Source organism: Moorena sp. SIO4E2 (assembly GCF_010671945.1).
Taxonomy (GTDB): domain Bacteria; phylum Cyanobacteriota; class Cyanobacteriia; order Cyanobacteriales; family Coleofasciculaceae; genus Moorena; species Moorena producens.
Genome location: NZ_JAAHIE010000017.1, coordinates 1 through 26,072 on the forward strand (window position 1 = coordinate 1; position 26,072 = coordinate 26,072).

General features: G+C 43.5%; 24 protein-coding genes, 1 tRNA gene and 2 rRNA genes. 12 read left to right on the forward strand and 15 right to left on the reverse strand.

Features of this window, described 5'->3' with window-relative positions; translation table 11 throughout:
* The 4 genes from F6K37_RS03745 to psaC form a co-directional block, all read left to right on the forward strand.
* Window positions 1-464, forward strand: a 23S ribosomal RNA gene (locus F6K37_RS03745); the annotation flags it as partial.
* A 106-nt stretch (window positions 465-570) separates the two neighbouring features.
* A 5S ribosomal RNA gene (gene rrf / locus F6K37_RS45350) occupies window positions 571-689 on the forward strand.
* Between the two features lie 72 nt (window positions 690-761).
* Window positions 762-878, forward strand: a complete 117-nt coding sequence (locus tag F6K37_RS03750) for a photosystem II protein Y (RefSeq protein ID WP_287248260.1) — start codon at window positions 762-764, stop codon at window positions 876-878.
* Window positions 879-961: 83 nt separating this feature from the next.
* Entirely contained in the window at window positions 962-1,207 is a 246-nt protein-coding gene (gene psaC / locus F6K37_RS03755; protein WP_287248294.1) for a photosystem I iron-sulfur center protein PsaC, read from the forward strand.
* A gap of 45 nt (window positions 1,208-1,252) precedes the next feature.
* On the opposite strand, the gene ccsB is transcribed toward psaC, so the two are convergent.
* Window positions 1,253-2,029, reverse strand: coding sequence for a c-type cytochrome biogenesis protein CcsB (ccsB, locus tag F6K37_RS03760; protein ID WP_502887726.1), 777 nt, complete (start codon window positions 2,027-2,029; stop codon window positions 1,253-1,255).
* 177 nt (window positions 2,030-2,206) lie between these two features.
* Here ccsB and F6K37_RS03765 point away from each other — a divergent pair, with 177 nt between their 5' ends.
* Complete coding sequence (locus F6K37_RS03765) at window positions 2,207-3,595, forward strand: SDR family NAD(P)-dependent oxidoreductase (protein ID WP_287248262.1); 1,389 nt, start codon at window positions 2,207-2,209, stop codon at window positions 3,593-3,595.
* Between the two features lie 640 nt (window positions 3,596-4,235).
* Here F6K37_RS03765 and F6K37_RS03770 read toward each other — a convergent pair.
* From F6K37_RS03770 to F6K37_RS03785, 4 genes are all read right to left on the reverse strand, one after another.
* Window positions 4,236-4,309, reverse strand: a tRNA-Pro gene (locus F6K37_RS03770).
* A 48-nt stretch (window positions 4,310-4,357) separates the two neighbouring features.
* The gene (locus F6K37_RS03775; protein WP_044495827.1) at window positions 4,358-4,723 is read right to left on the reverse strand and encodes a DUF1818 family protein; all 366 of its coding nucleotides are present in this window, start codon (window positions 4,721-4,723) and stop codon (window positions 4,358-4,360) included.
* Between the two features lie 31 nt (window positions 4,724-4,754).
* A complete protein-coding gene (locus F6K37_RS03780; protein WP_008191576.1) occupies window positions 4,755-5,414 on the reverse strand; it encodes a hypothetical protein in 660 nt (219 codons plus the stop codon).
* A gap of 110 nt (window positions 5,415-5,524) precedes the next feature.
* Window positions 5,525-5,755, reverse strand: coding sequence for a DNA-directed RNA polymerase subunit omega (locus F6K37_RS03785; RefSeq protein WP_008191578.1), 231 nt, complete (start codon window positions 5,753-5,755; stop codon window positions 5,525-5,527).
* A gap of 530 nt (window positions 5,756-6,285) precedes the next feature.
* Here F6K37_RS03785 and F6K37_RS03790 point away from each other — a divergent pair.
* Window positions 6,286-6,996: a GDSL-type esterase/lipase family protein gene (locus F6K37_RS03790; RefSeq protein WP_008191579.1), complete on the forward strand. Its 711-nt coding sequence runs from the start codon at window positions 6,286-6,288 to the stop codon at window positions 6,994-6,996.
* On the opposite strand, the gene F6K37_RS03795 is transcribed toward F6K37_RS03790, so the two are convergent.
* A complete protein-coding gene (locus tag F6K37_RS03795) occupies window positions 6,982-7,440 on the reverse strand; it encodes a pentapeptide repeat-containing protein (RefSeq protein ID WP_081431989.1) in 459 nt (152 codons plus the stop codon). The genes F6K37_RS03790 and F6K37_RS03795 overlap by 15 nt on opposite strands.
* 81 nt (window positions 7,441-7,521) lie before the next feature.
* Complete coding sequence (locus F6K37_RS03800) at window positions 7,522-8,961, reverse strand: LCP family protein (RefSeq protein ID WP_008191583.1); 1,440 nt, start codon at window positions 8,959-8,961, stop codon at window positions 7,522-7,524.
* A gap of 663 nt (window positions 8,962-9,624) precedes the next feature.
* Between F6K37_RS03800 and F6K37_RS03805 the strand changes: the two genes are divergently transcribed.
* On the forward strand, window positions 9,625-10,686 hold the full coding sequence (locus tag F6K37_RS03805; protein WP_008191588.1) for a mannose-1-phosphate guanylyltransferase: 1,062 nt from the start codon (window positions 9,625-9,627) through the stop codon (window positions 10,684-10,686).
* Window positions 10,687-11,750: 1,064 nt separating this feature from the next.
* Here F6K37_RS03805 and F6K37_RS03810 read toward each other — a convergent pair.
* A complete protein-coding gene (locus tag F6K37_RS03810) occupies window positions 11,751-11,939 on the reverse strand; it encodes a hypothetical protein (protein WP_287248268.1) in 189 nt (62 codons plus the stop codon).
* Window positions 11,940-12,449: 510 nt separating this feature from the next.
* Between F6K37_RS03810 and F6K37_RS03815 the strand changes: the two genes are divergently transcribed.
* Together F6K37_RS03815 and F6K37_RS03820 are read left to right on the forward strand one after the other, a co-directional pair.
* Window positions 12,450-14,345 carry a TolC family protein gene (locus F6K37_RS03815; RefSeq protein WP_287248271.1) on the forward strand — a complete coding sequence of 632 codons (1,896 nt, stop codon included), beginning with the start codon at window positions 12,450-12,452 and terminating at the stop codon, window positions 14,343-14,345.
* Between the two features lie 325 nt (window positions 14,346-14,670).
* Complete coding sequence (locus F6K37_RS03820; RefSeq protein WP_008191595.1) at window positions 14,671-15,000, forward strand: 2Fe-2S iron-sulfur cluster-binding protein; 330 nt, start codon at window positions 14,671-14,673, stop codon at window positions 14,998-15,000.
* Between the two features lie 92 nt (window positions 15,001-15,092).
* Here F6K37_RS03820 and F6K37_RS03825 read toward each other — a convergent pair whose 3' ends face one another.
* Complete coding sequence (locus F6K37_RS03825) at window positions 15,093-15,233, reverse strand: hypothetical protein (protein ID WP_154659991.1); 141 nt, start codon at window positions 15,231-15,233, stop codon at window positions 15,093-15,095.
* A 111-nt stretch (window positions 15,234-15,344) separates the two neighbouring features.
* On the opposite strand from F6K37_RS03825, the gene psbM reads away from it, so the two are divergent.
* On the forward strand, window positions 15,345-15,458 hold the full coding sequence (psbM, locus tag F6K37_RS03830; RefSeq protein ID WP_044495836.1) for a photosystem II reaction center protein PsbM: 114 nt from the start codon (window positions 15,345-15,347) through the stop codon (window positions 15,456-15,458).
* Window positions 15,459-16,045: 587 nt separating this feature from the next.
* Here the strand turns inward: psbM and F6K37_RS03835 are convergent.
* The 3 genes from F6K37_RS03835 to F6K37_RS03845 all read right to left on the reverse strand — a co-directional run bounded on the left by F6K37_RS03835 (window position 16,046) and on the right by F6K37_RS03845 (window position 18,471).
* Window positions 16,046-16,888, reverse strand: a complete 843-nt coding sequence (locus tag F6K37_RS03835) for a universal stress protein (protein ID WP_008191600.1) — start codon at window positions 16,886-16,888, stop codon at window positions 16,046-16,048.
* A gap of 822 nt (window positions 16,889-17,710) precedes the next feature.
* Window positions 17,711-17,881, reverse strand: a complete 171-nt coding sequence (gene rpmF / locus F6K37_RS03840; protein WP_008191603.1) for a 50S ribosomal protein L32 — start codon at window positions 17,879-17,881, stop codon at window positions 17,711-17,713.
* Between the two features lie 44 nt (window positions 17,882-17,925).
* Window positions 17,926-18,471 (reverse strand): hypothetical protein, encoded by a 546-nt coding sequence (locus F6K37_RS03845; protein ID WP_008191605.1) that lies wholly within the window; start codon window positions 18,469-18,471, stop codon window positions 17,926-17,928.
* A gap of 293 nt (window positions 18,472-18,764) precedes the next feature.
* Between F6K37_RS03845 and F6K37_RS03850 the strand changes: the two genes are divergently transcribed.
* On the forward strand, window positions 18,765-20,690 hold the full coding sequence (locus F6K37_RS03850; protein WP_008191607.1) for a caspase family protein: 1,926 nt from the start codon (window positions 18,765-18,767) through the stop codon (window positions 20,688-20,690).
* A 311-nt stretch (window positions 20,691-21,001) separates the two neighbouring features.
* Here F6K37_RS03850 and F6K37_RS03855 read toward each other — a convergent pair whose 3' ends face one another.
* The 3 genes from F6K37_RS03855 to F6K37_RS03865 form a co-directional block, all read right to left on the reverse strand.
* The gene (locus F6K37_RS03855; RefSeq protein WP_008191609.1) at window positions 21,002-21,154 is read right to left on the reverse strand and encodes a hypothetical protein; all 153 of its coding nucleotides are present in this window, start codon (window positions 21,152-21,154) and stop codon (window positions 21,002-21,004) included.
* A gap of 75 nt (window positions 21,155-21,229) precedes the next feature.
* A complete protein-coding gene (locus F6K37_RS03860) occupies window positions 21,230-21,961 on the reverse strand; it encodes a response regulator transcription factor (RefSeq protein WP_008191611.1) in 732 nt (243 codons plus the stop codon).
* Window positions 21,962-22,339: 378 nt separating this feature from the next.
* Window positions 22,340-22,558, reverse strand: a complete 219-nt coding sequence (locus tag F6K37_RS03865; RefSeq protein WP_008191613.1) for a hypothetical protein — start codon at window positions 22,556-22,558, stop codon at window positions 22,340-22,342.
* Between the two features lie 575 nt (window positions 22,559-23,133).
* Between F6K37_RS03865 and F6K37_RS03870 the strand changes: the two genes are divergently transcribed.
* A complete protein-coding gene (locus F6K37_RS03870; protein ID WP_287248279.1) occupies window positions 23,134-26,031 on the forward strand; it encodes a hybrid sensor histidine kinase/response regulator in 2,898 nt (965 codons plus the stop codon).
* Window positions 26,032-26,072: the final 41 nt, after the last annotated feature.

The window sequence follows — 26,072 nt, forward strand, 5'->3', positions numbered from 1 at the left end:
GTTACTCTAGGGATAACAGGCTGATCTCCCCCAAGAGTTCACATCGACGGGGAGGTTTGGCACCTCGATGTCGGCTCATCGCATCCTGGGGCGGTAGTACGTCCCAAGGGTTGGGCTGTTCGCCCATTAAAGCGGTACGCGAGCTGGGTTCAGAACGTCGTGAGACAGTTCGGTCCATATCCGGTGTAGGCGTTAGAATATTGAAAGGATTCTTCTCTAGTACGAGAGGACCGAGAAGAACATACCTCTGGTGTATCAGTTATTGTACCAACAGTAAACGCTGAGTAGCTATGTATGGAATAGATAACCGCTGAAAGCATCTAAGTGGGAAGCTGACCTTAAGATTAATATTCTTATCATATGTAAGAATAAGGCCACGGTAAGACTAACCGTTTATTAGGTATCAAGTGTAAATGTAGTAATATATGAGCTGAGATATGCTAACAGGCCGAAGACTTGAATTTTTATAATTATTTATAGACTGTCTTTCTAGAAAGACAGTCTATAAATAATTATAAAATAATTAAAAAAAGTAGTCTAATATAAAATTGCAAATTGATAAATTTTTGCTTTGGTGTCTTAGTGTATATGGAACCACACTGATCCATCTCGAATTCAGTTGTGAAACATTATAAATCAGTGAAAATACTAAAAGAGACATCTATTGGGAAAATAGCTCGATGCCAAAGTTTTTATATATAATTATACCATATAGTTACACATGACTATTATTTTCTATTATTTTTTAAGAATTTTTAATTATGGATACTCGTTTATTAGTAATTGCTACGCCTGTTCTTATTGCCGCATCTTGGGCACTTTTTAATATTGGTAGATTAGCTATTCAACAATTGCAAAGATTATTACGTTCGTTATAAATTACTTATTCTAATTGACTTATAAAATTATTTATACTAATACGACCTTATCTAAGTATATAAATTTTTTAAATTATAAAATTATGTCACATACAGTTAAAATTTATGATACATGCATTGGATGTACACAGTGTGTTCGTGCATGTCCAACAGATGTTTTAGAAATGGTACCATGGACTGGTTGTAAAGCTGGGCAAATTGCTTCTTCACCAAGAGTTGAAGATTGTGTTGGTTGTAAACGTTGTGAAACAGCATGTCCAACAGATTTTTTAAGTGTGAGAGTATATTTAGGTGCTGAAACGACAAGAAGTTTAGGACTTTCTTATTAAAACTTAAAATTATAAAAAATAGAAATCTAGATAGATTTCTATTTTTTATACAATCCAACCATAACTATGTAATCCTTTTCCTAAAAAATTAACACCCAAATAGCAAATCCATATTATAAAAAACCCTAAACTACCTAAAAATGCTGTTTTTTTTCCTTCCCATCCTTTTGTAATACGAGCATGTAAATATATTGCAAATATTAACCAAGTAATTAATGCCCAGGTTTCCTTCGGATCCCAACTCCAATATGAACCCCACGCTTCATTTGCCCAAACACCACCGGAAATTATACCAATAGTTAAAAATGGAAATCCTAAACCAATTATTCGATAACTCCAATTATCTAAATTTTGAAGTAATTTTAATTTCCCAAATTTATTAAATTCATTATTTGAAATAATTAAATCAGTCTTATAATGATAGCCTAAAATTTTGAAAAGTGATAAATTATTAGCAGTTTGTAAATTTATTTCTTGAAATTTTGATAAAACTATGAATAATAAACATAAGGCTGATCCAATAATTAATGTTGCGTAACTTAATAGCATCATACTAACATGCATCATTAGCCAATTTGATTGTAATGCAGGAACTAATGGACTAGATTTTTGCATATCAGGTGAAAGAGTCAAATTTGCAAATCCATTAATTAACAAAGAAATCGGAATTAAAACAGAACCAATTAATTTACTTTTCGTTTGTATCTCTATATAAACATAAAGAATCAATAAAAGACATGTTAAAAACAATAAAGATTCATATAAATTACTTAATGGAAAATAGCCAGCGACTATCCACCTTGAACCTAAAATTAAAAACAAAATAGTAATAGCGAGTAGTATGGCGATTTTACCAAATTTAGAAATGATTTCTAATTTATTTATANCGTAGTGCAGAGGCAGTCACACCAGCCTTCTAAGCTGTGAACAAGTCGGCTTTGCTGAATCGCCCCCGCCGAATTCTGTCTGTGTAGTACAGCTTGTGTAGTACATACAACTATGGATATTACCCAACCCCATCACCCAAGTTTCAATGAGCAGGAGTTAGCCATTTGCCTGAGGGTGCTGGAGGCAGCGGGTAGGATGTCCAGTGACAATCCACAGCTGTTGACTATTGAACGGGCGGCCTCAGCACTGATGAAGCGACTCAAACAAAAGCGTCGCCACCAGCGCAAGCAGGCTCGCCGTCAGCATGACTTGGCTTTGCTCGCTCGCGCCCAGATTCATGGCGAAGCCTTGCCGGAACGATTACGCCAGCTGGCTGCAGGGGTATCCCTTGAGCATGATCAACTCTATACTCCCCAGCTATGCTACCTGTGCAAGCAGCCTTACAAACGTGTACATCACTTTTACCACCAGTTTTGTCCTAACTGTGCCCCGGAACACTATAGTCGGCGCTACGCCCGAACTGACTTACAGGGTCGGCGAGTGCTAGTCACGGGTGGACGGATTAAGATTGGGTATCACATTGCACTCAAAATGCTACGGGACGGTGCTCATGTGATTGTAACCACCCGATTCCCGAAAGATGCCGCCCGTCGATACCTGGCTGAGAAAGATTCACAGGTATGGGGTGAGCGATTGGAAATCTACGGGCTAGACTTTCGTGATCTGCGTGGGGTGATGGCATTTATCGATCAGTTGCTGGCATCTCCCCCACTCAATATTATTATCAATAATGCTGCCCAAACCATTCGCCGCCCACCTGCATACTTCAAAGCTCTTGTCCAAGGGGAGATGGAGAGTCTGGATCAACAAACCAGGCAATGGGTGAAAGCTGAATCAGAGGCTCTGGTAAAGAAGTCAGCACTTAACGCTTTTTACCAGCTCTGTCTGAGCAGCAAGGAGGATCCAAACTTTCCGGATGGAGTCCTTGACATTGAGGGTCAGCCCTTAGATTTGAGGCATGTTAATAGCTGGCGACTCTTACTTGACCAGGTTGAGCCGATCGAGATGGTTGAGGCTTGGTTGGTAACGACTATGGCACCTTACTTATTTAATTCCCGCTTGAAGCCGTCACTGATGGCATCTCCTTTCGAGGATCGTTATATTGTCAATGTCTCTGCTGTAGAAGGTCAATTCTCCTATGGTAATAAGACACCCTATCATCCCCACACTAATATGGCTAAAGCTGCACTGAACATGATGACCCGAACGGTGGGGATGGATTATGTTTGCGATCGCATTTATATGACCAGTGTTGACACGGGTTGGATTACGGACGAGAAGCCTCATCCTGTGCGTGAATACCTCCGTCAGCAAGGATTCCGTCCACCACTTGATGTGATTGATGGCGCTGCACGGGTTTATGATCCCATTGTGCGCGGGTTAGCAGGGGAGCGCCTCTATGGGGTGTTCCTGAAAGACTATAAACCATTTGATTGGTGAAGTAATATAGCGCTACGCGCAAGGCAAGAGGAATCCCCCCTAACCTCATAAGGGTAGGTTTTTTACAAAGACCTCAGGTGTGGGGTGTGGGGCGTGGGGTGTGGGGGATAAGAAAATGTACTTAATTTGTCCTTCAAAATCATCATTGTCTTGATGCAATAGCGAGTGGTTTGAAGTTACCGTAAGACAGGGGAGCCTTAATCAATGGAGGCGCGCTTTCCGCGTGAAGAATTAAATTACGGGGTCGCGCCTCAAGTTTTAACCATGCATCTGCATAGCCTACCAACCATAAAGGCTCCCCTGTCTTAGGTTTCGTCTCCGGGGGAAACCCCCTGTTCCGAAGCTGCATCGCTTCTTCAGGTGCGACCCGTGGCGAATTTAATTCTTAATAGGTCAAGCGCACCTAAGTTGTTTTCCTTTTCCTCTCCCTCTGGGTCGCCCCATGTTTTACCCTAATGTAAAAAACCTACCCCTGTGAGGGGCCCCAAACTCCCCACACTCCCGATCTTTTTTACAAATATGAGATGCACCCGATGCAACGCCGCTTTTTTAGTTTTTCACAGATACTTTGTCCAGATCACATTAATCAGACAACAGTGACAAATTGGGACTGACTACCCTAGCGAATTTTAAAACCGAATCGGAGCGGCGGGATTTGAACCCACGACCCCCACTACCCCAAAGTGGTGCGCTACCAAGCTGCGCTACGCCCCGGAAAACTTTATCTATTATACCACACTATTCGAGATTTGAACAACTAAACTAAAATACTTTTAGGGACTTAGCTGCTGCTAGCAACCCTGGAACCGCTGTTGCCACCCAGCTCCCCTCACAACAGCGTCCCTGATTCAAAATCAAGCGTAGGGTATAAGCGGAAGGATAGCCCTCTACCTCCATCCACAGCCAATCACTTTCTGCTTCACAAGTAATTTTCTCTTCGTCCATCAACTCACTTGCCATCTCACTCATAGTCTGAGCTAATTGCAGCAACAACCGACAAAAGTCGTTCAACTCCGACTCCGTTAGCTCAAATGCCCAGTGCTCGCCACCGACTAAACCTTTATAGTTAGGAGCCTCCGGATCCCAACCAATACGCCAGCCTTCTCCATGTTTAACAAGACGTTCCATTAACGTGATTCTGCCCAATTCACCAGACAAGTCAATTAGGTTTGAGTAACTGAGCATCTCCTGGTTTAGGTAAGGATAGTCCTCTTCTAGGATTGGAGGTTGTCGCAGGTGATGTAGGATTGGAGGTTGTGGCAGGTGATGGTGTCCCAGGTGATGGTTGTGTGCTCGACTCTGGTGCAACAGTTTCGGTGCGATTGGGATTGAATATGCTGACCAAAACGCTTACTAGTGCATCCCGTTCGGCACGAGTTAATTGTTCTATCGCTGCAATATCCCCTTTCATGGGATTTTCGGTTAAGGTATTCCCACTGGGATACTGGGATGCTACTAGGTAATCGTGTGCACCTAGATAGTCAGCCATGGTCAATTTCCAATCAAAACGGTAATTGGGCAACCGTTTTTTACCATAGACGTGATACCGAATTAAGCGGTTAACCAGGGTATTATTGGCAGCTACTTCACCGCTTTCTTTGCTAATGTATTGGTTCTCTTGTGGTAAATCCGGTAAACGCTGATATACTACCTTGCTAATCTCTGGGGGAATAAAAAACTGGGCGACAGCAGGCTGTGCTCCTAGGAGCTGGAAGACACCGGGGGCTTGGTCGTAGGATTCCCACAGCAATAGTAAACCACTGGTCAAAGTAGTAATAGTTAAACCTAGCGCTAGTTTAATTCTATTAGTCTTGTACATTGCTTAGAGACGACTATTGAACATTCCTGCACAACCTTGGGATAAAACTAGGTGAAAGAACTATTCTTGCCCCTGACCCTCTAACCCCCTGACTCACTCAGCACTATAGCTTAGTCCGCAATAATCTCTGGCTGCGTCAGTTCATCAGACATCTCAACAATTGCTCGCAGCACTGGCTTCATTGATGGCTCATCTAGACTTTCAAAATCTTCGAAGCGACGGCGCTTAGCACGGCTGGCCACTTGTACAGTTATCCGATAACGATTAGAAGCTGCACTTACTAGCTGCTCCGTCCGTTGCAGAATGTCCATTGAATCAAAGTTATAGATTTTGTGCAGCATAAGGTTTATGATGTGTTGCTTTCTGGTTAAAATCAGTATCGCCCCCTCTACCCTAGCATACTTCACTCCTAAACTAGGGGTTACCCCTGAGACAAGTCATAAAACTTTTCTTGAGGTTAATAATATACCATCAAAAAGTGAAAGAATTTGTGAAGTTGCGTGATTACTACTTACATTGCTTGGTATGTATGACAATAATAAGAAAGAACAGTCAATTTGTACTAACTATACCGAATCGACTAACTATACCGAAACTATATATCTAACCCAGGCTGGGAAGTTCTACCAAACTATCCCAGCCTACTTATATGTCAATAAGTATGTAAATAAGATGATGCGCATATGGGATTATGTTGTGTATATGGGAAGTGTATATGCGATCGCATCGATGGGCTACCTTAGGGGTCAGAGTACTTGGATTGACTCCTGTGGTAGATGTACCTTTTACATATACAAAAGATCATACCATTGCTAAGCTATCAAGAGTGTGTCGAGTTGTTAACAATTATCTGACTAAATAAATCTTGTCTATGCAAACACTTGCCGCTCCTAGCTTTGAGTCATTCCATCAGCGCCAAAGAACTCCCCTGAAATTCGTTGTCCTCGGAGATAGTCTGATCTATGGATTTGGAGACCCAGAAGGTGGCGGCTGGGTAGAGCGACTGCGACGTCAGTGGATGTTACCCGATAGTCCTGGTCATGTACTCTACAATTTAGGAGTTCGGGGTGATGGGGTTACCCAAGTCCACAAGCGACTAGAGCATGAATTTCGCAGTCGTGGTGAACTCAGAAACCGTGTACCTGATGCCATTATTTTATCAGTGGGCGTTAACGATTCAGCCCGTAAGGGACGTCCCGATGGCAAGAATTTTACTAATTTTGATAGTTTCCAGGAAGAACTAGCCAATCTGCTTGAGCTAGCCCAGCAACTCTGTCCAGTGCTATTTGTGGGCATGGTACCAGTGGATGAAAGGAAAATGCCCTTTCTCGATTGTTTTTACTACACTCATGCTGACCAGTACTGCTACAAAGAAGCTACTCGCCTTGCTTGTCTGAGGCGTCAAATTCCCTATCTAGACGTTTTTGATTTATGGACGTCCCGTGGTTATGATTGGTGCTCTCAACACCTATCTCCAGATGGTCTCCATCCCAATGTGGCTGGTTATCAGGAATTATTACAAGACATCCTGCTCTGGAACCCCTTAGCCCAGCTCAACTCCTTCAGCCTAGCGACAGCCTAAACTATCCCGTGTGGAGATCCCAGTTACAGGATTTACCCCCGTAGCACGGCCACACATCAGTTTAGCCTGATAGCGGTCAATCAAGGCATCGGTAAAATCAGCACCAGTTATCTCGGCATCGTAAAACCTGGTGCTATTCATAATTGCATCGGTCAAAATAGCATTGGTCAAATTAGCTTGGTCTAAAATTACCCGATCTGCCAAAGAATCGGTCAGGTTTGCACCTTCGAGATTGGCTTTCAATAAATTTCCCTTGGTGAAGATAGATCCACTCAGGTCAGCACCTTGGAAGTTTGTGCCTCGCATTTCAGCGCCTGCAAATACGCCACGAACTAAATTGCCATGGGAAAAGTCACGATAACTCAAATCCGTAAGGGCATAATTTACTGTATTCTCCTGAGCATAGGCAGGAGTAGCCGATAAAAGCACCCATAGCCAAGCCATAACAAGAACTAAAATTAGTCCCAATAAGCGTCGCCAAATCACCCTAATCACTTGTGAACCTGACTCCTTAAAACTTAAAGCCTAAAACTCCCTCTCTAACCAATCTTCACCGACTCTAATCGTCAGCTCAGATTTGAGATGACCAGTAGAGGATGCTTCTACTCTACCTAGTCCCAGGACTTTTTTGACAATATCTGCTGTTTTTATGTCCCCTTGCTGAACAATAATCTCAGTCTGGGACAAGCGGTCAGGCCAATCTGAGACATAATAGACATTGTAGAAGTCATGTCTGGCTAAATAGCGGGCAACACGGCGACCAAGTTCTGGGTCATCGGTAGCATTTTGAACCGCAATTCTGACCCGATGGGGTGAACGGCGGCGCTTTAATGAACTCTTATATTTCGGTTCTTGCTCGAAATACTCACTCATCACTCGGTCTCGCCCTCGTGAATTCATCAGCCAGTAACTGGCAATGTATTCATCAGCCTTGCTAAATCGACCAGGCAAGAGTACCATTCTGATATTATCTTTACCAACCTCTAGACCAAAACCGACCAGTGCCAAGATTTCCTCTAAGCTGAGATTGGTATCAATATACTGCTGCATCACTCGCAGGATTTTGGGTAAACGAGGCAAGACACTGGGAGTAACTAAACGCTGGCGCAGGGCCTTGAGTAAGATCTGCTGCCGCTGTATCCGAGCAATATCACCATTGTCTTTTCGGAATCGAGCAAATTGTTCGGCTTGGTCTCCATTCAAAGTTTGCCACCCTGGTTCTAAATCAATTTCCAGTTTCTGAGTGACATCTACATATTCCATCCTCTCAGGCACAAACACTTCCAAGCCACCGACCAAGTCCACAAGTTCCCGAAATGCATCAGTGGTAATGCGCACATACCTATCAATTGGCACATCATTCAAGGTACGGCTAACCACTTCTGCGGTTAAGGTAGATCCACCTTTGACATTGGCATCGTTAATTTTAATTATCCCAACACCGGGAATTTCTATTCTGGTATCCCGTGGAATTGAAAGCATATTCACTGAGTGGTCTTTAGGGTCTAAGCGCAACAGCAACAGGGTATCACTGCGACCTCCAAAAACCTCTGGGGAACCTGGCAACGCATCTGGGACTCGGTCTATTCCCATCACCAGGATATTAACCGGTCGTGACAGGTTATAGGGAAAGCTTTTACGCCAAGACTTGTGCTCAGAAGCCGCTGGTTGATTCTGGGGGATTTTGGAGTTTTCCGGTTGAGAATGGGATTTAATCAGGGGCGACAATGGGGTAACTAGGGCTAAGGTGGCTCCCAAAGCCGCAGAAATAACTGCTGTCAGGACAAAAGCGCTACTCCAAAATACCCACCGCAAATAGGGGGCAAAGGTTAATCTTAATCCAGAGACAGAAGCGTCTAGGTCTGTAGTCAGGTCAAGCTGAGAGTAAGAGACTCCTGTATCACCCTCTTGGGGTGATGGTTGTGGTGTTGAAGCTGAGGCATTATTAATCACACCTGTATCCAAATCTACCTATGAATTGTGATGACTGTTGTTCGCGTAGCCTGGCCGAAAGGCCAAGCATTCAAGTTCCAAGCCTATAGTTGGCTATCCAATTAAACTGTAGCCTGTGGCTACAGTTTAAGATATTCTTCTTTGGTAAGCATTCAGCTATCAACTCTCAGCTCTCAGCTCTCAGCTCTCAGCTTTGAGCTTTTAAATAAAACAAGTAAGCATTCGTTTAATCTTTGTTACGTCAGCTGAATGCTGACGGCTGACGCCTGACGGCACCTCAAGTAGCGTGAGCTTTTAGCTGACGGCTGACGACTGAATGCTTACGTTATTTATTAGTCTATAAGTCTAGAAGTCAAAGCCAATAAACCATTGTGCCTACCTTCAAAGTGGCTTAATTGAAAAAAGCGCTTTGGCTACCCACGGCTAAAGCTCCTGGGGAAAGCGCTTTGAGGAACATCAATGAGTGATTAATCGTTTATGATCAATGCACAACAGGAATGCCTGAACAGGTATGAAGGAATTGGTGGACAAATGAGATTAGTCATGAGATTAGTCATGACTAATCTCATGGCTAAAGAAGTACTTTAACCATTTTTCATAATCTACAGCCTATACCAGCTGAATCAGGGAAAGTGAGGTTAGTATGTAGCAGAAAACTACAGTTAAGGCTACATCATGGATAACTCTCTCATACCTGTGATTCTTGCTGGTGGCAAAGGAGAACGGTTTTGGCCGTTGAGCCGTAAGCAACGACCCAAGCAGTTTTTATGTTTGGATGGTAGTGGTAAGAGTCTTTTACAGGCAACGGCTGACCGATTGATTAAGCTGACGGTCGGGCCAGAACAGTTGTGGGTGATTACTTCTGCTATGTTAGCTGAGGGGGTGACTCAACAACTACCATCGTTACCCCAGAAGCATCTATTAGCTGAACCGGAAGGACGGGATACAGCACCAGCGGTGGCTTGGGCAACTCTAGAGATTGCTAAGGCTTACGGAGAAGATGCGGTAGTGGGCTTTTTCCCTGCTGACCACTGGATTGAAGATGAGCAAGGGTTTCAGGAAACTATCAAGGCGGCTGCTCAATTGGCTGCTGCTGAGTCATCGATTGTGACCTTAGGCATCACGCCCCAATACCCTTCTACAGGCTACGGTTACATTGAGCAAGGTGATAAGACTGGCACGTTTGAAGGATTGCCAGTGTATCAGGTCAGTCGGTTCACCGAAAAGCCTAACCAAGAGACCGCTGAGGAATTTTTGTCTACTGGTCGATTCAGCTGGAACAGTGGAATGTTCATTTTCCGGGCTGGGGTAGTTTTAGATGAATTGCGCACCCATGCACCAGAAATTATTGCCCCTTTAGAAGAAAAAGGTGTGGCGGCTTATGCTGAGCTAGATAAGAAAAGTATTGACTATGCTTTGATGGAAAAAACACAACTAGCTTATGTTTTACCAGCCTCCTTTGGTTGGGATGATTTGGGAGATTGGAATGCCTTAGAACGCCTGCATAATGGCGATGCTAAAAATGTCGCAATGGCTAATCATGTAGAACTGGATACTCAAGGAGCAATTGTCTACTCCAGTAGTGAAGATGAGGTGATTGTTACTATTGGTTTAGACGATGTGGTGGTGGTACGCGATCGCAATGCTACCTTAATTGCAAAAAAAGACCGTACTCAGGACATAAAAAAAGTTATAAAACTTATACAAAATAATTCAATACTTCAAGATTTTTTGTGATTAATCGCTTTTCATTATTTCTTGGTTTAACTCCCTTATAATTATGATTAACCTCAGAGTGATTCAGAATATATAGCTCATGGTTTTATCATTATTTATGATTTATGAGTCAGTGGTGCTCTTAATTTACTGAATTAATTATATAATCTTAACTATCAAAAAATATAAAAAAAAATATAAAAACTTAGGCTATGGATCAAGTGTATAAACAGGGAACAGGGAACAGAGCACAGGAAAAAAAATATGTATGGATTTTTATTCACTAGTTAACAGGTTGTCATATAAATACCTAAGGCTAAATAAATAATACCCTGAAATTAATAAATACAAATAATTATTTAAAAGTCTGTTTATTTCTGGATTTTTGCTCCAGGGTTTACTAAATTTTATTGCTGCTTATTTTTGTAAAAAATTAGGTAATTTGACTGGCGTAAGGTCTATTGGTGGATTGCTAACGCCTTGCTATTGCCGGATTGCTAACGCCTTGTTTCAAGAAAGAACGTTATCCCACTGTTAATCCTTAGCCATAAACCTTAGGCAGACACAATTTGGTGAATTTGTGAATGCCGAATAGATAGTAAGCAAGAGAATGCGATGCTCGGTACGAGCCGCTACGCGATGAAGCGTTCGCAAAGCGTGGCCAAAGGCCTCAGCTTCCGCTAAAAGCGATGGCAAAACCCTTGGAACACAATTAACCCTGAGCATCAAGTAATCGTCACAAAAGGGATAAGGTTTTGGTAGTGTGGCAGACAGGAAAACCTGTTCTGCTGTTCAACCCCACCCCAATCTAACCTAAGGTCAAAAAAGAATAGTTTTATCGTAATTGAGGCCACTTACTGATACTAGAGCATCGGCTCAGTAATAGAATTTAACCCATCAACCCGATATCTGGATTGACAAAAAGTTGCTCGATTCCCATCTCTCCATCCTGGCATTTCCCTATCTTCCCATCCCTAGTCAACCCAGTTTTACGATCACAGCAAGCAGTCAGTTAATATGCATTTAAATTTCCACCTCAAGTAGCGTGACCTACGGTCAATCGCGACCCTTATGCAAAAGCGAGTCTACCATCTCCCCATCTCCCAGTCTCCATCTCCTGACAAGGGTAGGTTTTTTACTTTGGAGATAGGTAATAGGTAATAGGTAATAGGTAATAGGTAATGGGTAATGGCTAATCGGTAATGGGTAATGGCTAATCGGTAATGGGGAGATGGGTCGGTAATCGGTGGAAATTCTTGTAGATTTTCCGACATATTTTGAGAAATTTATTCCCAATGCCAGTACGTACTCGCCCAAATGTAAAAAACCTACCCAAGTGAGGTCTCCATCTCCCCATCTCCCCATCTCCCGATGAAGCGTTCGCAAAGCGTGGCCAAAGGCCTCAGCTTCCGCTAAAAGCGATCAGCCCCTATTCACAATTGAAATGTGTGACAGATTATTCTAGGGGTTATGCGATGAAGCGTTCGCAAAGCGTGGCCAAAGGCCTCAGCTTCCGCTAAAAGCGAACGCATCTAGTCACTTTTCTCCCTGCAACAAAAAATTGCCAATATGAGGATACTGTGAAGCCATTGCCCACTATAATAAAGTCTTGTTAAAGAGCAACTCCTATAAAAAATGGCAATTTGAGGCTCAATCCTGATTTAGATATGCAAACCGGGAATATTCCTTTGCTAAACGCAATAGCAAGCCATTATCCTGCCATTGGTTGCTAAATTGAGCAAGAGAAGTAATTCTGCTAAGACTAAAAATCAACTGTAAAATCTATGCCAACTTTTCGTTATATATTAGCTGTAGGTGTGGGGACGGCAATTGCCTTGAGCGGCATGGAATCCGGAGCCTCAGAAGATTTACCATCAGTTACTAAGCCTCAGAATAACTCAGTAGCTACACCTAACCAAGAATCCTTAACAGAAGCAGCCCCAAACTCAGAGGTAGGGGAGCTAGTGGTAGAAGTCATCAATAACACTACCTCAGCTGCCAAGCAACCAGAGCAACAGGAGTCTATTCCCTCTGTAGATTCCTCACCTTCAGAAGCAGAATTAGTCCAAGAAGAATTAGTCCAAGAAATTATTGATCAAACCATCCTGCCTACTGACCAGCCAAAGCAGGAGGAGTCGATTCCTGCTGTGGCTGAACTCCTAGCAGCGCCAACTAATCAGCCAAACCAAGAGGAGTCGATTCCTGCTGTGGCTGAGCTAGCAGCGCCATCGGAATCTGTAGACGTTGGTGAGGATACGGTGGTTGAATCTGCCACAGAGGAAAACCCTGAGTTAATGTCACAAACTTCTGGAAGCTCACCAACCCCTGGAACCTCAGCGCCAGAGTTTCTTGATCCTGATCCCAATCCTTTATCATTTCCTACCCAAAGCCAGGAAGTCCAGATAGATATCACACAGCCCATTACCCTGCAACAAACCATAGAACTGGCAAAGCGTAATAATCAGGAATTACAGCAAGCGCAACTGACCTTGGAACGTAATCAGTTTGTTCTCCAAGAAGCCTTAACCGCTTGGTATCCCAGTTTGTCAACAAGTGCAGCCATTAACTATGCCGATAGTGCATCAGGCCAGGTAACAGACGAACTAAGGGCTCAGCAAGGATTACTTCCAATCAATGAGCCGTCAGGAAGTTTCACTGCAGCCCTACGGTTAGAATATAACCTATACACTGGTGGGCAACGACCAGCACAAGTCCGGGTAGCTGAGGAACAGCTAAAGTTGCAACAGCTAGAGGTAGAACGCCTCTCTGAAGAGATCCGACTTCAGGTCACCCTTGCCTATTACAATTTACAAGAAGCTGATGCTCGAGTTGAGATTTCCCAAGCGGCAGTCACCGAGTCCGCTCAGATTCTACGGGATACGGAGTTACTGGAACAAGCTGGTTTAGGAACCCGATTTGAGGTTTTGCAACAACAGGTTGAGCTAGCCAATGACTCTCAAGGGTTGACCAACGCTCTGAGTGACCAACGTATTGCTCGACGTCAGCTGGCGGAGTTATTAAACTTATCTCAATCCGCAGAAATTACTGCAGCAGATCCCATCGAAATTGCTGGAAGTTGGGATTTATCTCTAGAACAGAGCCTGATCCTGTCTTATAAAAACCGATCTGAGTTAGAACAGCAACTGGTCCAACGAAAGATCAACAAGGAACAGCGCACCATTGCTCTGGCTCCAGTAAGGCCCCAGTTGAGTGTGTTTGGTCAAATCGACCTAGCTGATAGCTTAAATGATACGTTGGGTTTTGGTGATGGTTACTCGGTAGGGGCACAATTCCAGTGGAATTTCTTTGATGGCGGAGCAGCGATGGCCAGAGCTAGGCAGGAAGATATTGATGTTGCCTTAGCTGAAAGCAGTTTTGCTAACCAACGGGATCAAATACGCTTTGAGATCGAACAAGCTTATTCTCAATTAAACTCCAATGAAGAGAGTATTGAAACGGCATCCTTTGCCCTAGAAGTAGCAGAAGAGAGTCTCCGGCTAGCTCGGTTACGATTTCAGGCAGGGGTTGGTACCCAAACCGACGTAATTAACCAGCAAACGGCTCTTACCCGGGCTAGGATTAACCAACTTACTGCAATTCTGGGCTACAACCGCGCTCTGGCCAACCTGCAACGGGCAGTGAGTAATTTACCAGATAGTAAAGTTAGCGATATTCCCTAGTATTCCATCAAAATTGAATGAAGGGGTAAACTAGACTTGTCCTAATTAGACCCCAGGTATTAGGCACTAGGTATTAGGCACTAGGTATTAGGCACTAGGTATTAGGCACTAGGTATTAGGCGTTAAAAACTAACCCCTAACATCTAATACCATTAACCTTGCCCTAACTCTCAAAACTAAATTGACAGAGTAACTCCTATGGTTTATGGTTAACGGTTTATGGCTAACTTAGCCATGAACCATTAACCAGGGATGCTTATTTTTTTAACATTCCTTAATAAAATAGTAATACTATCAGAAAATAAGATCAGACTTGGGACAAATCATGGCTAATATCAAATTTGTCAAGGAAGACCAAGAAGTCATTGCTGCCAATGGAGCGAACTTACGGGAGAAAATGCTGCAAAATCGCATAGATCTCTACACGTTTCGGGGCAAGCTGGTGAATTGTGGCGGTTATGGTCAATGTGGGACCTGTATTGTGGAAATTGTGGCAGGCATAGAAAATCTATCCCCTAGAACTGAGGTGGAAAATCGGAAACTCAAGAAAAAGCCAGATACTTACCGATTAGCCTGTCAAGTCTTGGTGAATGGACCGGTGAGTGTGAAAACTAAACCAACCCTTAAGAGCAAATCCCCATCTGCTGCCATCTAACCTACCAAGGGATTTTAAGGGCTAGCTGGCGAGGGATTGTCAGCTGAATACCGCTCGTTATATAGAGGTGTACATAGGGTTTGTAGGATTTATCAATTGGATGAGGTGCTTTCGTCCTGGGTTTGTTCGCGTAGCGTGGCCCAAAGGCCAGGGAGTAGGGAGTAGGGAGTAGGGAGTAGAGCTAAGATAATTGACTGTATCTCACCAGTATTATCAACGCGCTTATCTACCATTAGCCGGATTTCCTCCTGCCAGGCTTCGATTTCTATCTTCTATTTCTACCAGCCGTGTTAATGGTATCCTATAGCTGGTGGGTTAAAAACGATTTAGAGGAACTAATAATCATGCAAGTTAACGATCTAGGGTTTGTTGCCAGCATCCTGTTTGTGCTGGTTCCGGCGGTTTTCCTGCTAATTCTTTATATCCAAACCGCGAGCCGTGAAGGCTCAGGAAACTAGTTAGCTGATCTGGTGATAATCCCCACGCCTGTACCAAAAGCGCAAGCATTGCTCCTTAGCTAAAGGTCAGGGTGGGATTCTTCCCAGGATAAAAGTCTAAGGTATTTTTTGTATAAGGTTGTTTAATTAATTAGAATTAAACAACGGTTAATTTAACTTTTCCCGCCACTAAACTAGGCGGGATTGTAAGTGATGGTTACCGGATTTACGAGTATATCTCCCACGACTAAAGTGCATGGAAGCTAAAGTACGTGGAAGTTTAAATAGTTAGTCATTAACTTTTTCTCATTAAGCCTTGATCATAAACCCTTTTTAAGCAACTTGTAAGCAACAAGAGGTTTACTGGCAATACTAATGACAAAGTAAGCATTCAGCTATCAGCCGTCAGCCGTCAGCTAATTAACTAATCAACGGGCGGTAGTAAACAAGCTTACGAACTAGTATGGCTGGTTGAAAATCCCTGCTCGTTTACTCATCCGACTCCGTGCAGTTAAAGCGCCTACTCGCTAATAGCTGATAGCTGATAGCTGACGGCTGAATGCTTACATGACAAATGACTAATGGCTAATGGCTAATAACTGACTGCTTCAAGTAGTTGTGCGTGATAACAACACTGGGCAATTGGCTTTGACTCTGACGTAGTCTGATAAAGAATTACCCAGTAATCGATCTAAATCTACTAAACTCTTGGCGATAGAAGGACGACGGTCAGGAGAACCGAGAATCAGCAAGTCGATGTTCTTGTCCTCTGCTAACTGGCAGATTCCTGGTCCGGGTTTACCGCCACTTAGAACACAACGGTAAGAAACACCTTGCCTTTTGGCTTTTGCTGCTGCTTCTGCAAGCACTGGGTCTGCTTCAGCATTGCTCATCAGTTGATCAGGTTTGGCTTCGGGGATGACACGAGCTAGATATAGTTGAGCATTCTTCATGTCTCGCACTAGAGATAGAGCCAACTCGAAGGAATTTTGAGCAGCATCAGATTTATCCATTGCGACCATAACCCGTCTGATTTGTTTGACGTAGACATCGTCTTTGACCAACAACATCGGGCGGGAGGACAATTGGAACACATATTGGCTAACGGAGTTTTCCAAAATCGCTTCTAGGCGAGTTAGTCCTCTCGAACCCATAATAATCAGGTCGGTTTCCTCTTCGTCTGCCACTTGGGTAACGATATTTTTAGGGTCTCCCTGTTTGAGTCTGGGAGTGATTTTGCTGGGGTCAACTTTTAACGACTTGACCGCATCTGCTAAAATCTTACCCCCCTCTTCTAACTTAGCTGACATGGCTTCAGCTGTGACTTGAGGACGCACGACATGTAGAACTGTGACCGATGCCTGTTGTATGGCAGGGATTTCGGCCAACATGTTGAACATTTCTTCACACAGTCCCCGACCAGCTACAGATATTAAAATTTTTCTTATCATTGGGCAATTATTGCTGGAGTTAGTGACATACTCCCACACTGAACTCAACGAGTCAGTGTGGGCTTCTTGCCAACTCCACCTATCGGTTCGGATACTCGGCAAGCTTTATTAACGATACGGGATGCCCCTCCGCACCGGAACAATACAGAAAAGTTCGATTTTAAAGCACGTAGGTGGCGGTTAGCTCTTAATTTGTTTTCCCTACTATTTTCAGTATAGACGATTTCAAAACAATCAATCGCGGTATTAGCTAAATTATCCTTGGTTACTGATCATTGAGTTCCCAAATTTAGTTACCAAACTTAACAATTGACCCTTCAAAATGTTTGGTAAATTGTCTGGCATTGACTTGAAACTTAACTCAATGGTATTAAGCTGTGATACATCTAATTACCACAGCCCAACTAATCAGTTTCTGTTAATTGTTAACCACCAACAGTTAACGAACAGAAATTAATTTTAGATATGCCAGTTCAATCCCCAGCAACCTATGGGAACCTCAGATAGTTTTCCGGTAGGGGTTGAGGGTTGGACTTTCCCTGGTATATAAAGACCAGGATACTGATAATGAGGCTAGAAAATTTTTAAAATTTATTAACGCCGGTGAGAAGACAGTACTCCTTGATCAGTCAAGACTCTCACGCCTAGCTTCAGTATTAGCTTCCGATTTATTAAGGCAGATCAGTAGCTTGGAGACCCGAAAGTCGGATCTAGGTTTTAGAGCAGCAAGCCGTATAACGCCTTCTAAGTGATACGTAACCCACCGGAACCATGGTAAAAATCAGCGATACGCCGTCCGAAGCCCGGTGGGGAGGAGTAAACCTAGTCTTCGTCTTCTTCTTCCGTTGTTGGATAAACAAAGCTAGAACGCCCACTCAGGACTGCTTTACCGAGAGAGAGGGCTTTTTGTGCTTCCAGATGCGCTTTGCGCTTCCAGTTAGCTTTACGTTTATCCCGTTTGGATTTTGAGGTTTTCTTCTTAGGAACAGCCATAAGTGTAAATTATTTAAATTGTTAGACAGCTTTTCTATCTTATTTCATTGTCTTGTATCTCGGTCTTCTATCTGGTTGTCAGGTGATGATGACTCAGGAGCCTGGTTGTCAGGTGATGATGACTCAGGAGCCTGGTTGTTTGCTGGCGGTGCCTGAGGACTTGGGGAAGCTGGTTCCAGTGACTGTGGCTGAGTTTGAGCAGAAAAATCAGGTTCCTCAACTCGCAGTAGGAACTGGGTATTGGGAAAGTAAGTTGCCCAATACTTGGCATCCGGTCGTCTTTTCCAGGATGGACGGCTGACTTTTAACAACAAGACTGGGGCAATTTCTCCTTGATTTTGCCCTAGAATAGTAATCGCTACCTTTGTAGTCAATATGTCACTATCGAAGCTCCGTTGAGCTGCTGCTCTAGCAACTACTTCAGCACGGCGCATAAAGCCTTGGTAAGTTTCGTCAGGCTCACGATTCAGGGTAACATTAATACGAGCTGTCTTGGCTTCGGCGCTTTGGGGAACAATGGCAACTGTAGTCAACCAACTAACCCCTACTAAGCCGGGTAACACCAATAGCCGGATTACTTTGGACAGCATACTATTATATCCTCTGATTAGGCCAAAAAAGGTTAACTCTTATAATGAAGGAAAATCTTGACAGAAGCTAGATTGACATAAATTAGTTGGAAAGCCTAGTTCGAGAGCCTTTAGAGGTGGACTATCTTCGATGGTGTTAGATTAATTAATTAATAAATTTAAGCTGTTAGCTTAAGCTAAACAAGGTTGAATTAGAATTTAAGTGTAAGGGGAAACTACAGCAATAGTAATAAAATTAGGCATATATATTAGGCATAAAATATACTAGTTTCAGCCGCTAGGGTATGGGGTAAATGGCAAATTACGCTGGTATAGCAATTGGCATCAACCGCTATCAGTTCTTACAACCTCTGAACTATGGTCAAGCAGACGCTCAAAGACTACAAGGGTTTTTTGTAGACCAAGCTCATCTGCAACCCAATGAGTTTCTGTTATTAACTGATAATTCACCACCGATTGATGATTTTTTAACCTACCCCAACCGAGAAAATATTTTAAGATGTCTCGACAGGATTCGCCAGAGTCCAGGTTCTCCAGAAAGTTGGCGTTGGTTCTTGTTCAGTGGCTGCGGGGTCAGTTGGGATAAAGTTGACTACCTCATGCCGATTGATGGCAACCCAGATGACATTCCAGGAACAGGTATACCAATAGAATGCCTGTTTTCCTCTCTCAAGACTATGGGGGGCAATAAAATCCTGGTATTGTTAGACATAAACCGCTCACCGGGAATGCCATCTGGTGAACCGGTTGGTGCTGAAACAGTGGAATTAGCCTACAAAATGGATATTTCCCTGGTACTTTCTAGTCAACTCAACCAGTTTTCTCACGAAGCTGCGGCTCTAGGGAATGGCTTATTCACCTCAGCACTTCTAGAAGCACTGGGTTACTATCATACTGACATTACCCTTGAGAATCTTGACGAGTATCTCAAGGAGCGGCTACCGGAGTTGAGCCAACACCATTGGCGACCAGTTCAGATTCCTCTGACGGTGATTCCTTTACAGGAGTATCGACAACAACAAATTTGGCCTGAAGGGGCAAGCTCACCACCAGAAAATCAATGGGCTAACCCAAGCACTGACTCAGAAGCTACCGAGGTAGTTCTTTCTGAAGATGGGAATAATCTTGAGGTGCGACCCAAGGCCGGGTTCCCCGGCCATTGGAAAGCGCACCTTGAGAGTGAATTTACGAAAAAACCTTTATCGGTGGTAAAGCAAAACCCGAATCGGTCTTTACCCACTAACACTGACAGCTCAAACCAGGAGTCATCTAACTCAGTAGCTTTAGTTTCTTATTCAGACAGCCAGCCTCAAACTGATACAGAAGAGTTATCGTCATGGCGAGAATGGTTGTTTTGGGGTAGTGGTATAGCTTTGTTGTTAGGACTAGTAAGCCTAACTGTTGTCCGTAACCAGGAAGGCTTAATTAGTCAACAGATGATTAAAAACACACAGACGACCACATTAACTACCACATTACCAGAAACTACCAAGGTCAGGAATTCCCCAGTAACATTACCTGCAGGGTCAACATCCCAGGCAACTCCAGCTCCCTTGCCAAATTCCAAGAGTAAATCCCTGGAAACTAAACCACAGAAATCCCGGGAACCGAGTGGGATTAAGGCGAATCAAGCAGCTTTGGACGAGGCAAGACAGTTAGTTGAACCGAAGCAGGCATCTGTGTATAGCGATGCGATCGCAATTGCCCGTCAGGTGAAACCTGGGGATCCTCTTTATGAGCAGACACAACAATATATCACTGGTTGGAGTCAGTCAATTCTGGCTCTAGCCAACAAACGGGCAAAAAAAAGTGATTTTGAAGGAGCGATCGCAGCTGCCCAACTAGTTCCTAAAGATAACCCTTCTGTTTATCCTTTGGCTCAGGATGCCATTAAACAGTGGCAGATTCTCTCCCAACAGAAGTCGCAGAATCAACAGATTATCCAAACAGCCATCAAACAAGTCCAACGCAATCAAGCATCTAGTTATAATCGTGCGATCGCAACCCTCCGTAAGATTCCACCGGGTCAACCGAAGTATGCCACAGCACAAGCGTTAATTGCTCAAGCTAGCGATAAGATTTATCGGATTGCTAAGTCCCGTGCCTCGCGAGGCAAGTTTCTCTCCGCGATTAACACAGCAAAATTAGTCCCACAAGATACCCCTTACTATGAGGCTGCCCAAGAAGCGATCGCTAGATGGGAGCAAGGTAGACCTTGATAGTGATTTGGGTTACAGGTTACAGGTTACAGGTTACAGGTTACAGGTTACAGGTTACAGGTTACAGGTTACAGGTTGAAGGTTATAGGTTGGCAGTTACAGGTTGAAGGTTACAGGTTGAAGGTTACAAGTTGCCAGTTACAGGTTCCCAATTATACATCCGGCTTTCAGTTGTTAAGGCTCTAATTTTCAACCTACCCTACTTCGGACGCCAAAGGCGAACAACCAACTAACCTTCAACCAACTAACCTTCAACCAACTAACCTTCAACCAACTAACCTTCAACCATCTAACCTTCAACCATCTAACCTTCAATCTTTAACCTTCAACCAACTAACCTTCAACCAACTAACCTTCAACCAACTAACCTTCAACCATCTAACCTTCAACCATCTAACCTTCAACCAACTAACCTTCAACCAACTAACCTTCAACCAACTAACCTTCAACCAACTAACCTTCAACCTTCAACCTTGGCCAAAAGGCCACGCTACGCGAACAGCCGTTTAATTGTAAAAGGTTACTCTATGGTATCATCGTTAAATAACTAAGCCAGACCGGAGGGCACGGACAGCTGCTTGGGTACGGTCATCCGCACAGAGTTTATTCAAGATATTTCGGACATGAGTTTTGACAGTTCCCACAGTGATATATAACCTTTCGGCAATCAGAGCATTGCTGCAACCTTCTACAATCAACCGCAAAACCTCTAATTCCCTTTCCGTTAAAGGATAAGCTTCAATCATTTGATTGTATTCATTGGGAGCAGCATGGATAGCTCTCGTTTCACTAGCTTCAGTAGGCTGAGTTTCTTGGCTTGGTTTGATCTGCTCAAGTACAATCCTGGCAATGGCTGGATCAATCCAAGCATTACCTTCATAGGTCACTTTCAGAGCTTCTACCAATTGATCAAAAGTTATATTTTTCATGCAGTAAGAGTCAGCTCCAGCGGCGAAAGCAGCTAGTACCGCTTCTTCATCATCCTGCAAGGTCAGTACCATAATCTTGGTGGGGAAATCATCCTGTTTAGAATCATCCTGTTTAGCTTGAAACTCTTTGAATTGTCTAGTTAATTCAGTTCCATCCATGTCAGGAAGACCAATATCGACAATCCCGATATCTGGTCTAGATTCCGCGAGTAACTTTAGTCCTTCAGCAGCATTGGCCGCTTCGCCCACCAATTCAATTTCACCGTTTTGTTGGAGGGCTGTTCGCAGACCCATCCGAGTCAGATCATGGTCTTCAATGAGAGCCACACGAATTTTACCCATCATTAACGTCTAGGGGGGTGAGATTTATAGTTTATTGATTTTTAGAGTAAATTTGTAAAGTTTTGGTAAAAATCATCATGATCTCCACCTATTGGTAGTTGTAGATATTTATGACTTTGGGATAGAGTTTCCAAAAGACCAGATTTTGGCAACAATCACTTAAAGTTAGCTGGAATGAAAGCATTTGTCAAAAGCTATTACAGTATCACATATAAAGTTATTGAGAAATTACAGGGGGTAGTTACTTATTATAATCTTTACAATTTATTTATGAGTATAAGGGGTGAGTCGTGCCAAAAGTACTTGTCAGAGGGGTTGGCACGATTTTCCATTCCAACAGTTAGAGGAGATTCTCAACAGGATTGACATGGGATGGGCTTATTGAGTAACTAAGGTAGCCTCACCAGCACGAAATGACCAATTCCGATAAATCCTACTCTTTCTGCTCATCTGCTGATCGTCCCACCCTTCCTGAGCCAACAGCAGGATATAATAGGGGGTAAAACCCCCTAAAAAATCTATCTCAGGGAGTTTGTTTCTCAGGAAATACCACTGGAAAATTAGCATGGGTTGATTGCGTTCGCGTAGCTTGGCCAACGGCCAATCCGATTGGTTGATTCCCTAGATGGGTGAGATTACTAATCAAGGGAGTTTTTCGACAAGTATACTCATGCCTACTCATCAATTTGGCAAATGTTTCGGTGATACTACACAACCATGGGATTTCCTCTACCTAGTCAGATTGGTATTTTTACTGAAGCTCTCTGACTAGTACCGAGGTAAGGTAGAAGCCTACAATCAGCGATGTGGAGAGATTGTCAAGTCCGTAAGGTTGACTAAATTGGGGCGATACCTAAACTGAACCAATAGAGTATGCTCAATATAATTCATTAGCCTCCTCAGGTGTCGGTTGTCAGTCAAGAACTGCTACTACCCACTATCCACTAATCATTACACCTCTTGCAAAAATATTTTGAGTTAGAATAATAGTTTTGGTAAAAATTATGTAGATTGTGTGTACTAGGCTTATACACAAACAAAGTACAAAGTAAGTTTGTTAGTCTTAAGCGATCGCTAACTCGAAAATTCCCAAACTACTGATTATACCACGAAAAACTTTTGCAAGAGGTCTATTAGCCCATAACCAATGACAAAAGCTCAACCGCTAAATCATGGACGAGATTATCAGACTACTGATCGTAGAGGATGATCAAGTTAACTGCAAAGCCATAATTAAAGCTCTTAACAGAGGGGGTATACCCGTAAAAATAGCTGTTGCAGTTGACAGCAAAAGCGCTAGGTCGATCATCGCATCACGCTGCGCTAACTCTAGCCTTACCCAACCGAGTTTGGACTGCATTCTATTGGACTATCACTTACCGGATGGGGACGGATTGACTCTGGTTAAAGAAATCCGTGATGCTGGCATTGAAGTCCCTGTGATTGTGTTGAGTGACCAAGGGAACGAGCAAATTAATGAGCAAATTGCGGTTGAGCTGATGAAATCTGGAGCATCGGACTATCTGACCAAAAGCCAAATCTCATCAGAAAATCTCTTACGTAGCCTCTCTAATGCAGTTCGCCTCTACCGCGCAGAACGGGAAGCAGCTGTAGCTCATCAGCGGCTCAAAGAAAGCGAAGAACGCTACCGCTTGGTGCTAGAAGGTTCCAATGACGGGATCTGGGACTGGAACCTGATCACTAAACAACTGTATTGTAATGACCGCTTCTATGAACTTACTGGCTTGTCGCCTGAACAGATAGGGAAGTACCACCATAACTTTTCCCCTGATGTGTTATTTAATTTACTAAATTGCTCAGATCTACTCAAAGTTACTAAGGCGGTGGCTAGTTACCAACAAGATTACCTTGAACTGGATGTAGAATTTAACCTACCCTGTGCTTTTGGAGAAGATCGCTACTGTACTGCTCGTGGCAAAGCCCAGTTGAATGATCAAGGAGTACCATTCCGGATGTCTGGTGTAATTACTGATATTACTGAGCAGAAGCGAGCAGAAGAATCCCAGCGATTTCTGGCGGAGGCTTCTGCTGTACTTTCAGCTTCCCTCGATTACCAGACTACATTGGACAACCTAGTGCAGCTGGTAATCCCTCGCTTTGCTGATTGGTGTGCTATTGATGTGGTATCGGGAGTTGATAGCTATGATACTCCCCAGTCTTACCAGCGCCTTGCCGTTGCCCATGTTAACCCAGAGCAAGAGCAGTTGATTTGGGAACTGCACCGTTGCTACCCTGCCCAGGGGGATGAAGACTATGGCAACGGCAAGGTTTTACGTACAGGTTGTACGGATGCCTATTTTGAGGTTTCTGATCAATTCCTAAGTGCTGCTGCTGATGATCCTGACCATCTCAGAATGTTACAGGCACTGAAAATTAAGTGTTACATTTGTGTACCTTTACGAATGGGTTCACAAATCTTGGGCTCAATTTGGTTTGTCAGGAGTGATTCAGGTCGCCGCTACAATGAGATCGATGTCAAGTTGGCTGAGGATTTAGCTAGTCGCGCTGCCCTAGCCACTGAAAATGCGCGGTTATACCGAGAGGCAAACCAGGCGAGTGATGATCTCAGGCAGGTAATTACCATTCTCAATGAACAGCAAAAGCAATTGAGAACCCTACACCAGTTGACTAATCTCCTCAATCAACGGCTGACTAACCTTCCAAATCTGTTGCAAGAGATGGTATCGGAGGTAGTTAAAGCGATTGCTGGGGTTGAATTTTGTTTCATCATTCTCAATAATTCTCTTGGTAACTCTGAAGTCTTAAGGGTTATTGAGGGAATTGATACACAAAAGTTCCAGTGGGAAGACATCTTGCCCCTTGAGCAAGGGTTACTCTCTCAAGTCTTTTTAACTGGAACATCTGAGTTAATTCAGCGCAAGGGTTGGGATTCGCGGCATCCGGAAGAGGAAGTACCTACAGCTATTTACGCTGTGGCGATTGAGTCTGTGCAAGCAGGACCCTTGGGAGTACTAGCTATTGGCAATTGGGAAGACCCAGAGGCATTAGACCAATCAGGTCGGAATCTGCTAGCAGCAGTGGGTGAACAAGCTGCGATCGCAATTGATAATGCTCGCATGATTAATGAACAAGCTGCGATCGCAATTGATAATGCTCGCATGATTAAAGCCTTAGAGGAGCAAGAAGCACGTTTAGAGTGTCAGAACAGTATGCTGGCTCGCCAGAATCTGGAACTGGAAAGGAGAGATGCATCCCTCAAGCTACAGAACCTGCAATTGTTGGAAGCAGCACGGTTGAAATCCCAGTTTGTTTCTACGATATCCCATGAGTTACGAACTCCCATGAATGCCATTATTGGCTTTTCCCAGCTTCTATTGCGTCAGCGTCAGGGCTCCTTGACTCACCAACAAGCAGATATAATGGAGCGCATTGTCAATAATGCTCAACATCTACTGACTCTGATTAAGGATATGATTGACCTGTCCAAAATTGAGGCAGTTTGTCTGGAGTTAACCTTGGAAAGTTTGCATTTGGACAGGTTGATCAAAGAAACCATCAATGAATTCCGTTGTCTAGCCGCTCAGAAGGACTTAGGGTTGTATATCCAAACCAATTTAAAAAATCCGATCGTAATCAATGATAGCCTCCGCCTGCGGCAGATTTTGGTCAATCTGGTTTCCAATGGGATTAAGTTTACCGAAATGGGCAGGGTAGAGGTGGTAGTCAAGGAAATTTCCACCGACTGGCTGATGCTCACTGTTAGGGATACGGGAATTGGAATTGCCGAGAATGACTTAGAGCATATTTTTGAGGAGTTCCAACAAATTGATCAAACTACAACTCGCAAGTACTCGGGTACCGGCTTAGGACTGGCCATTACAGAATCTTTAGTCAAGTTGATGCAAGGAACGATTACGGTAGAGAGTAAGCTGGGTAAGGGGTCTACCTTCCATGTCAAGTTTCCTAGACGAGTAAAAGCTTCTACTGGCGATTGTCATGATTGCGATCTACCACAATCTAAAACCCTAGGTTGTTCGTTTTTGCCCCAGACTCTTCAAGGATTTCGTGCTCGAAGGGTAATTTATTAGGTTGGAGGTTGGAGGTTGGAGGTTGGAGGTTGCAGGTTGCA

Coding starts and splice junctions, on each gene's coding strand:
- F6K37_RS03750 (WP_287248260.1), top strand. CDS start 762: ATGGATACTCGTTTATTAGTAATTGCTACGCCTGTTCTTATTGCCGCA.
- psaC (WP_287248294.1), top strand. CDS start 962: ATGTCACATACAGTTAAAATTTATGATACATGCATTGGATGTACACAG.
- F6K37_RS03765 (WP_287248262.1), top strand. CDS start 2,207: ATGGATATTACCCAACCCCATCACCCAAGTTTCAATGAGCAGGAGTTA.
- F6K37_RS03775 (WP_044495827.1), bottom strand. CDS start 4,723: ATGGAACGTCTTGTTAAACATGGAGAAGGCTGGCGTATTGGTTGGGAT.
- F6K37_RS03780 (WP_008191576.1), bottom strand. CDS start 5,414: ATGTACAAGACTAATAGAATTAAACTAGCGCTAGGTTTAACTATTACT.
- F6K37_RS03785 (WP_008191578.1), bottom strand. CDS start 5,755: ATGCTGCACAAAATCTATAACTTTGATTCAATGGACATTCTGCAACGG.
- F6K37_RS03790 (WP_008191579.1), top strand. CDS start 6,286: ATGCAAACACTTGCCGCTCCTAGCTTTGAGTCATTCCATCAGCGCCAA.
- F6K37_RS03795 (WP_081431989.1), bottom strand. CDS start 7,440: ATGGCTTGGCTATGGGTGCTTTTATCGGCTACTCCTGCCTATGCTCAG.
- F6K37_RS03805 (WP_008191588.1), top strand. CDS start 9,625: ATGGATAACTCTCTCATACCTGTGATTCTTGCTGGTGGCAAAGGAGAA.
- F6K37_RS03810 (WP_287248268.1), bottom strand. CDS start 11,939: ATGTCGGAAAATCTACAAGAATTTCCACCGATTACCGACCCATCTCCC.
- F6K37_RS03815 (WP_287248271.1), top strand. CDS start 12,450: ATGCCAACTTTTCGTTATATATTAGCTGTAGGTGTGGGGACGGCAATT.
- F6K37_RS03820 (WP_008191595.1), top strand. CDS start 14,671: ATGGCTAATATCAAATTTGTCAAGGAAGACCAAGAAGTCATTGCTGCC.
- F6K37_RS03825 (WP_154659991.1), bottom strand. CDS start 15,233: ATGGTAGATAAGCGCGTTGATAATACTGGTGAGATACAGTCAATTATC.
- psbM (WP_044495836.1), top strand. CDS start 15,345: ATGCAAGTTAACGATCTAGGGTTTGTTGCCAGCATCCTGTTTGTGCTG.
- F6K37_RS03835 (WP_008191600.1), bottom strand. CDS start 16,888: ATGATAAGAAAAATTTTAATATCTGTAGCTGGTCGGGGACTGTGTGAA.
- rpmF (WP_008191603.1), bottom strand. CDS start 17,881: ATGGCTGTTCCTAAGAAGAAAACCTCAAAATCCAAACGGGATAAACGT.
- F6K37_RS03845 (WP_008191605.1), bottom strand. CDS start 18,471: ATGCTGTCCAAAGTAATCCGGCTATTGGTGTTACCCGGCTTAGTAGGG.
- F6K37_RS03850 (WP_008191607.1), top strand. CDS start 18,765: ATGGCAAATTACGCTGGTATAGCAATTGGCATCAACCGCTATCAGTTC.
- F6K37_RS03860 (WP_008191611.1), bottom strand. CDS start 21,961: ATGGGTAAAATTCGTGTGGCTCTCATTGAAGACCATGATCTGACTCGG.
- F6K37_RS03870 (WP_287248279.1), top strand. CDS start 23,134: ATGGACGAGATTATCAGACTACTGATCGTAGAGGATGATCAAGTTAAC.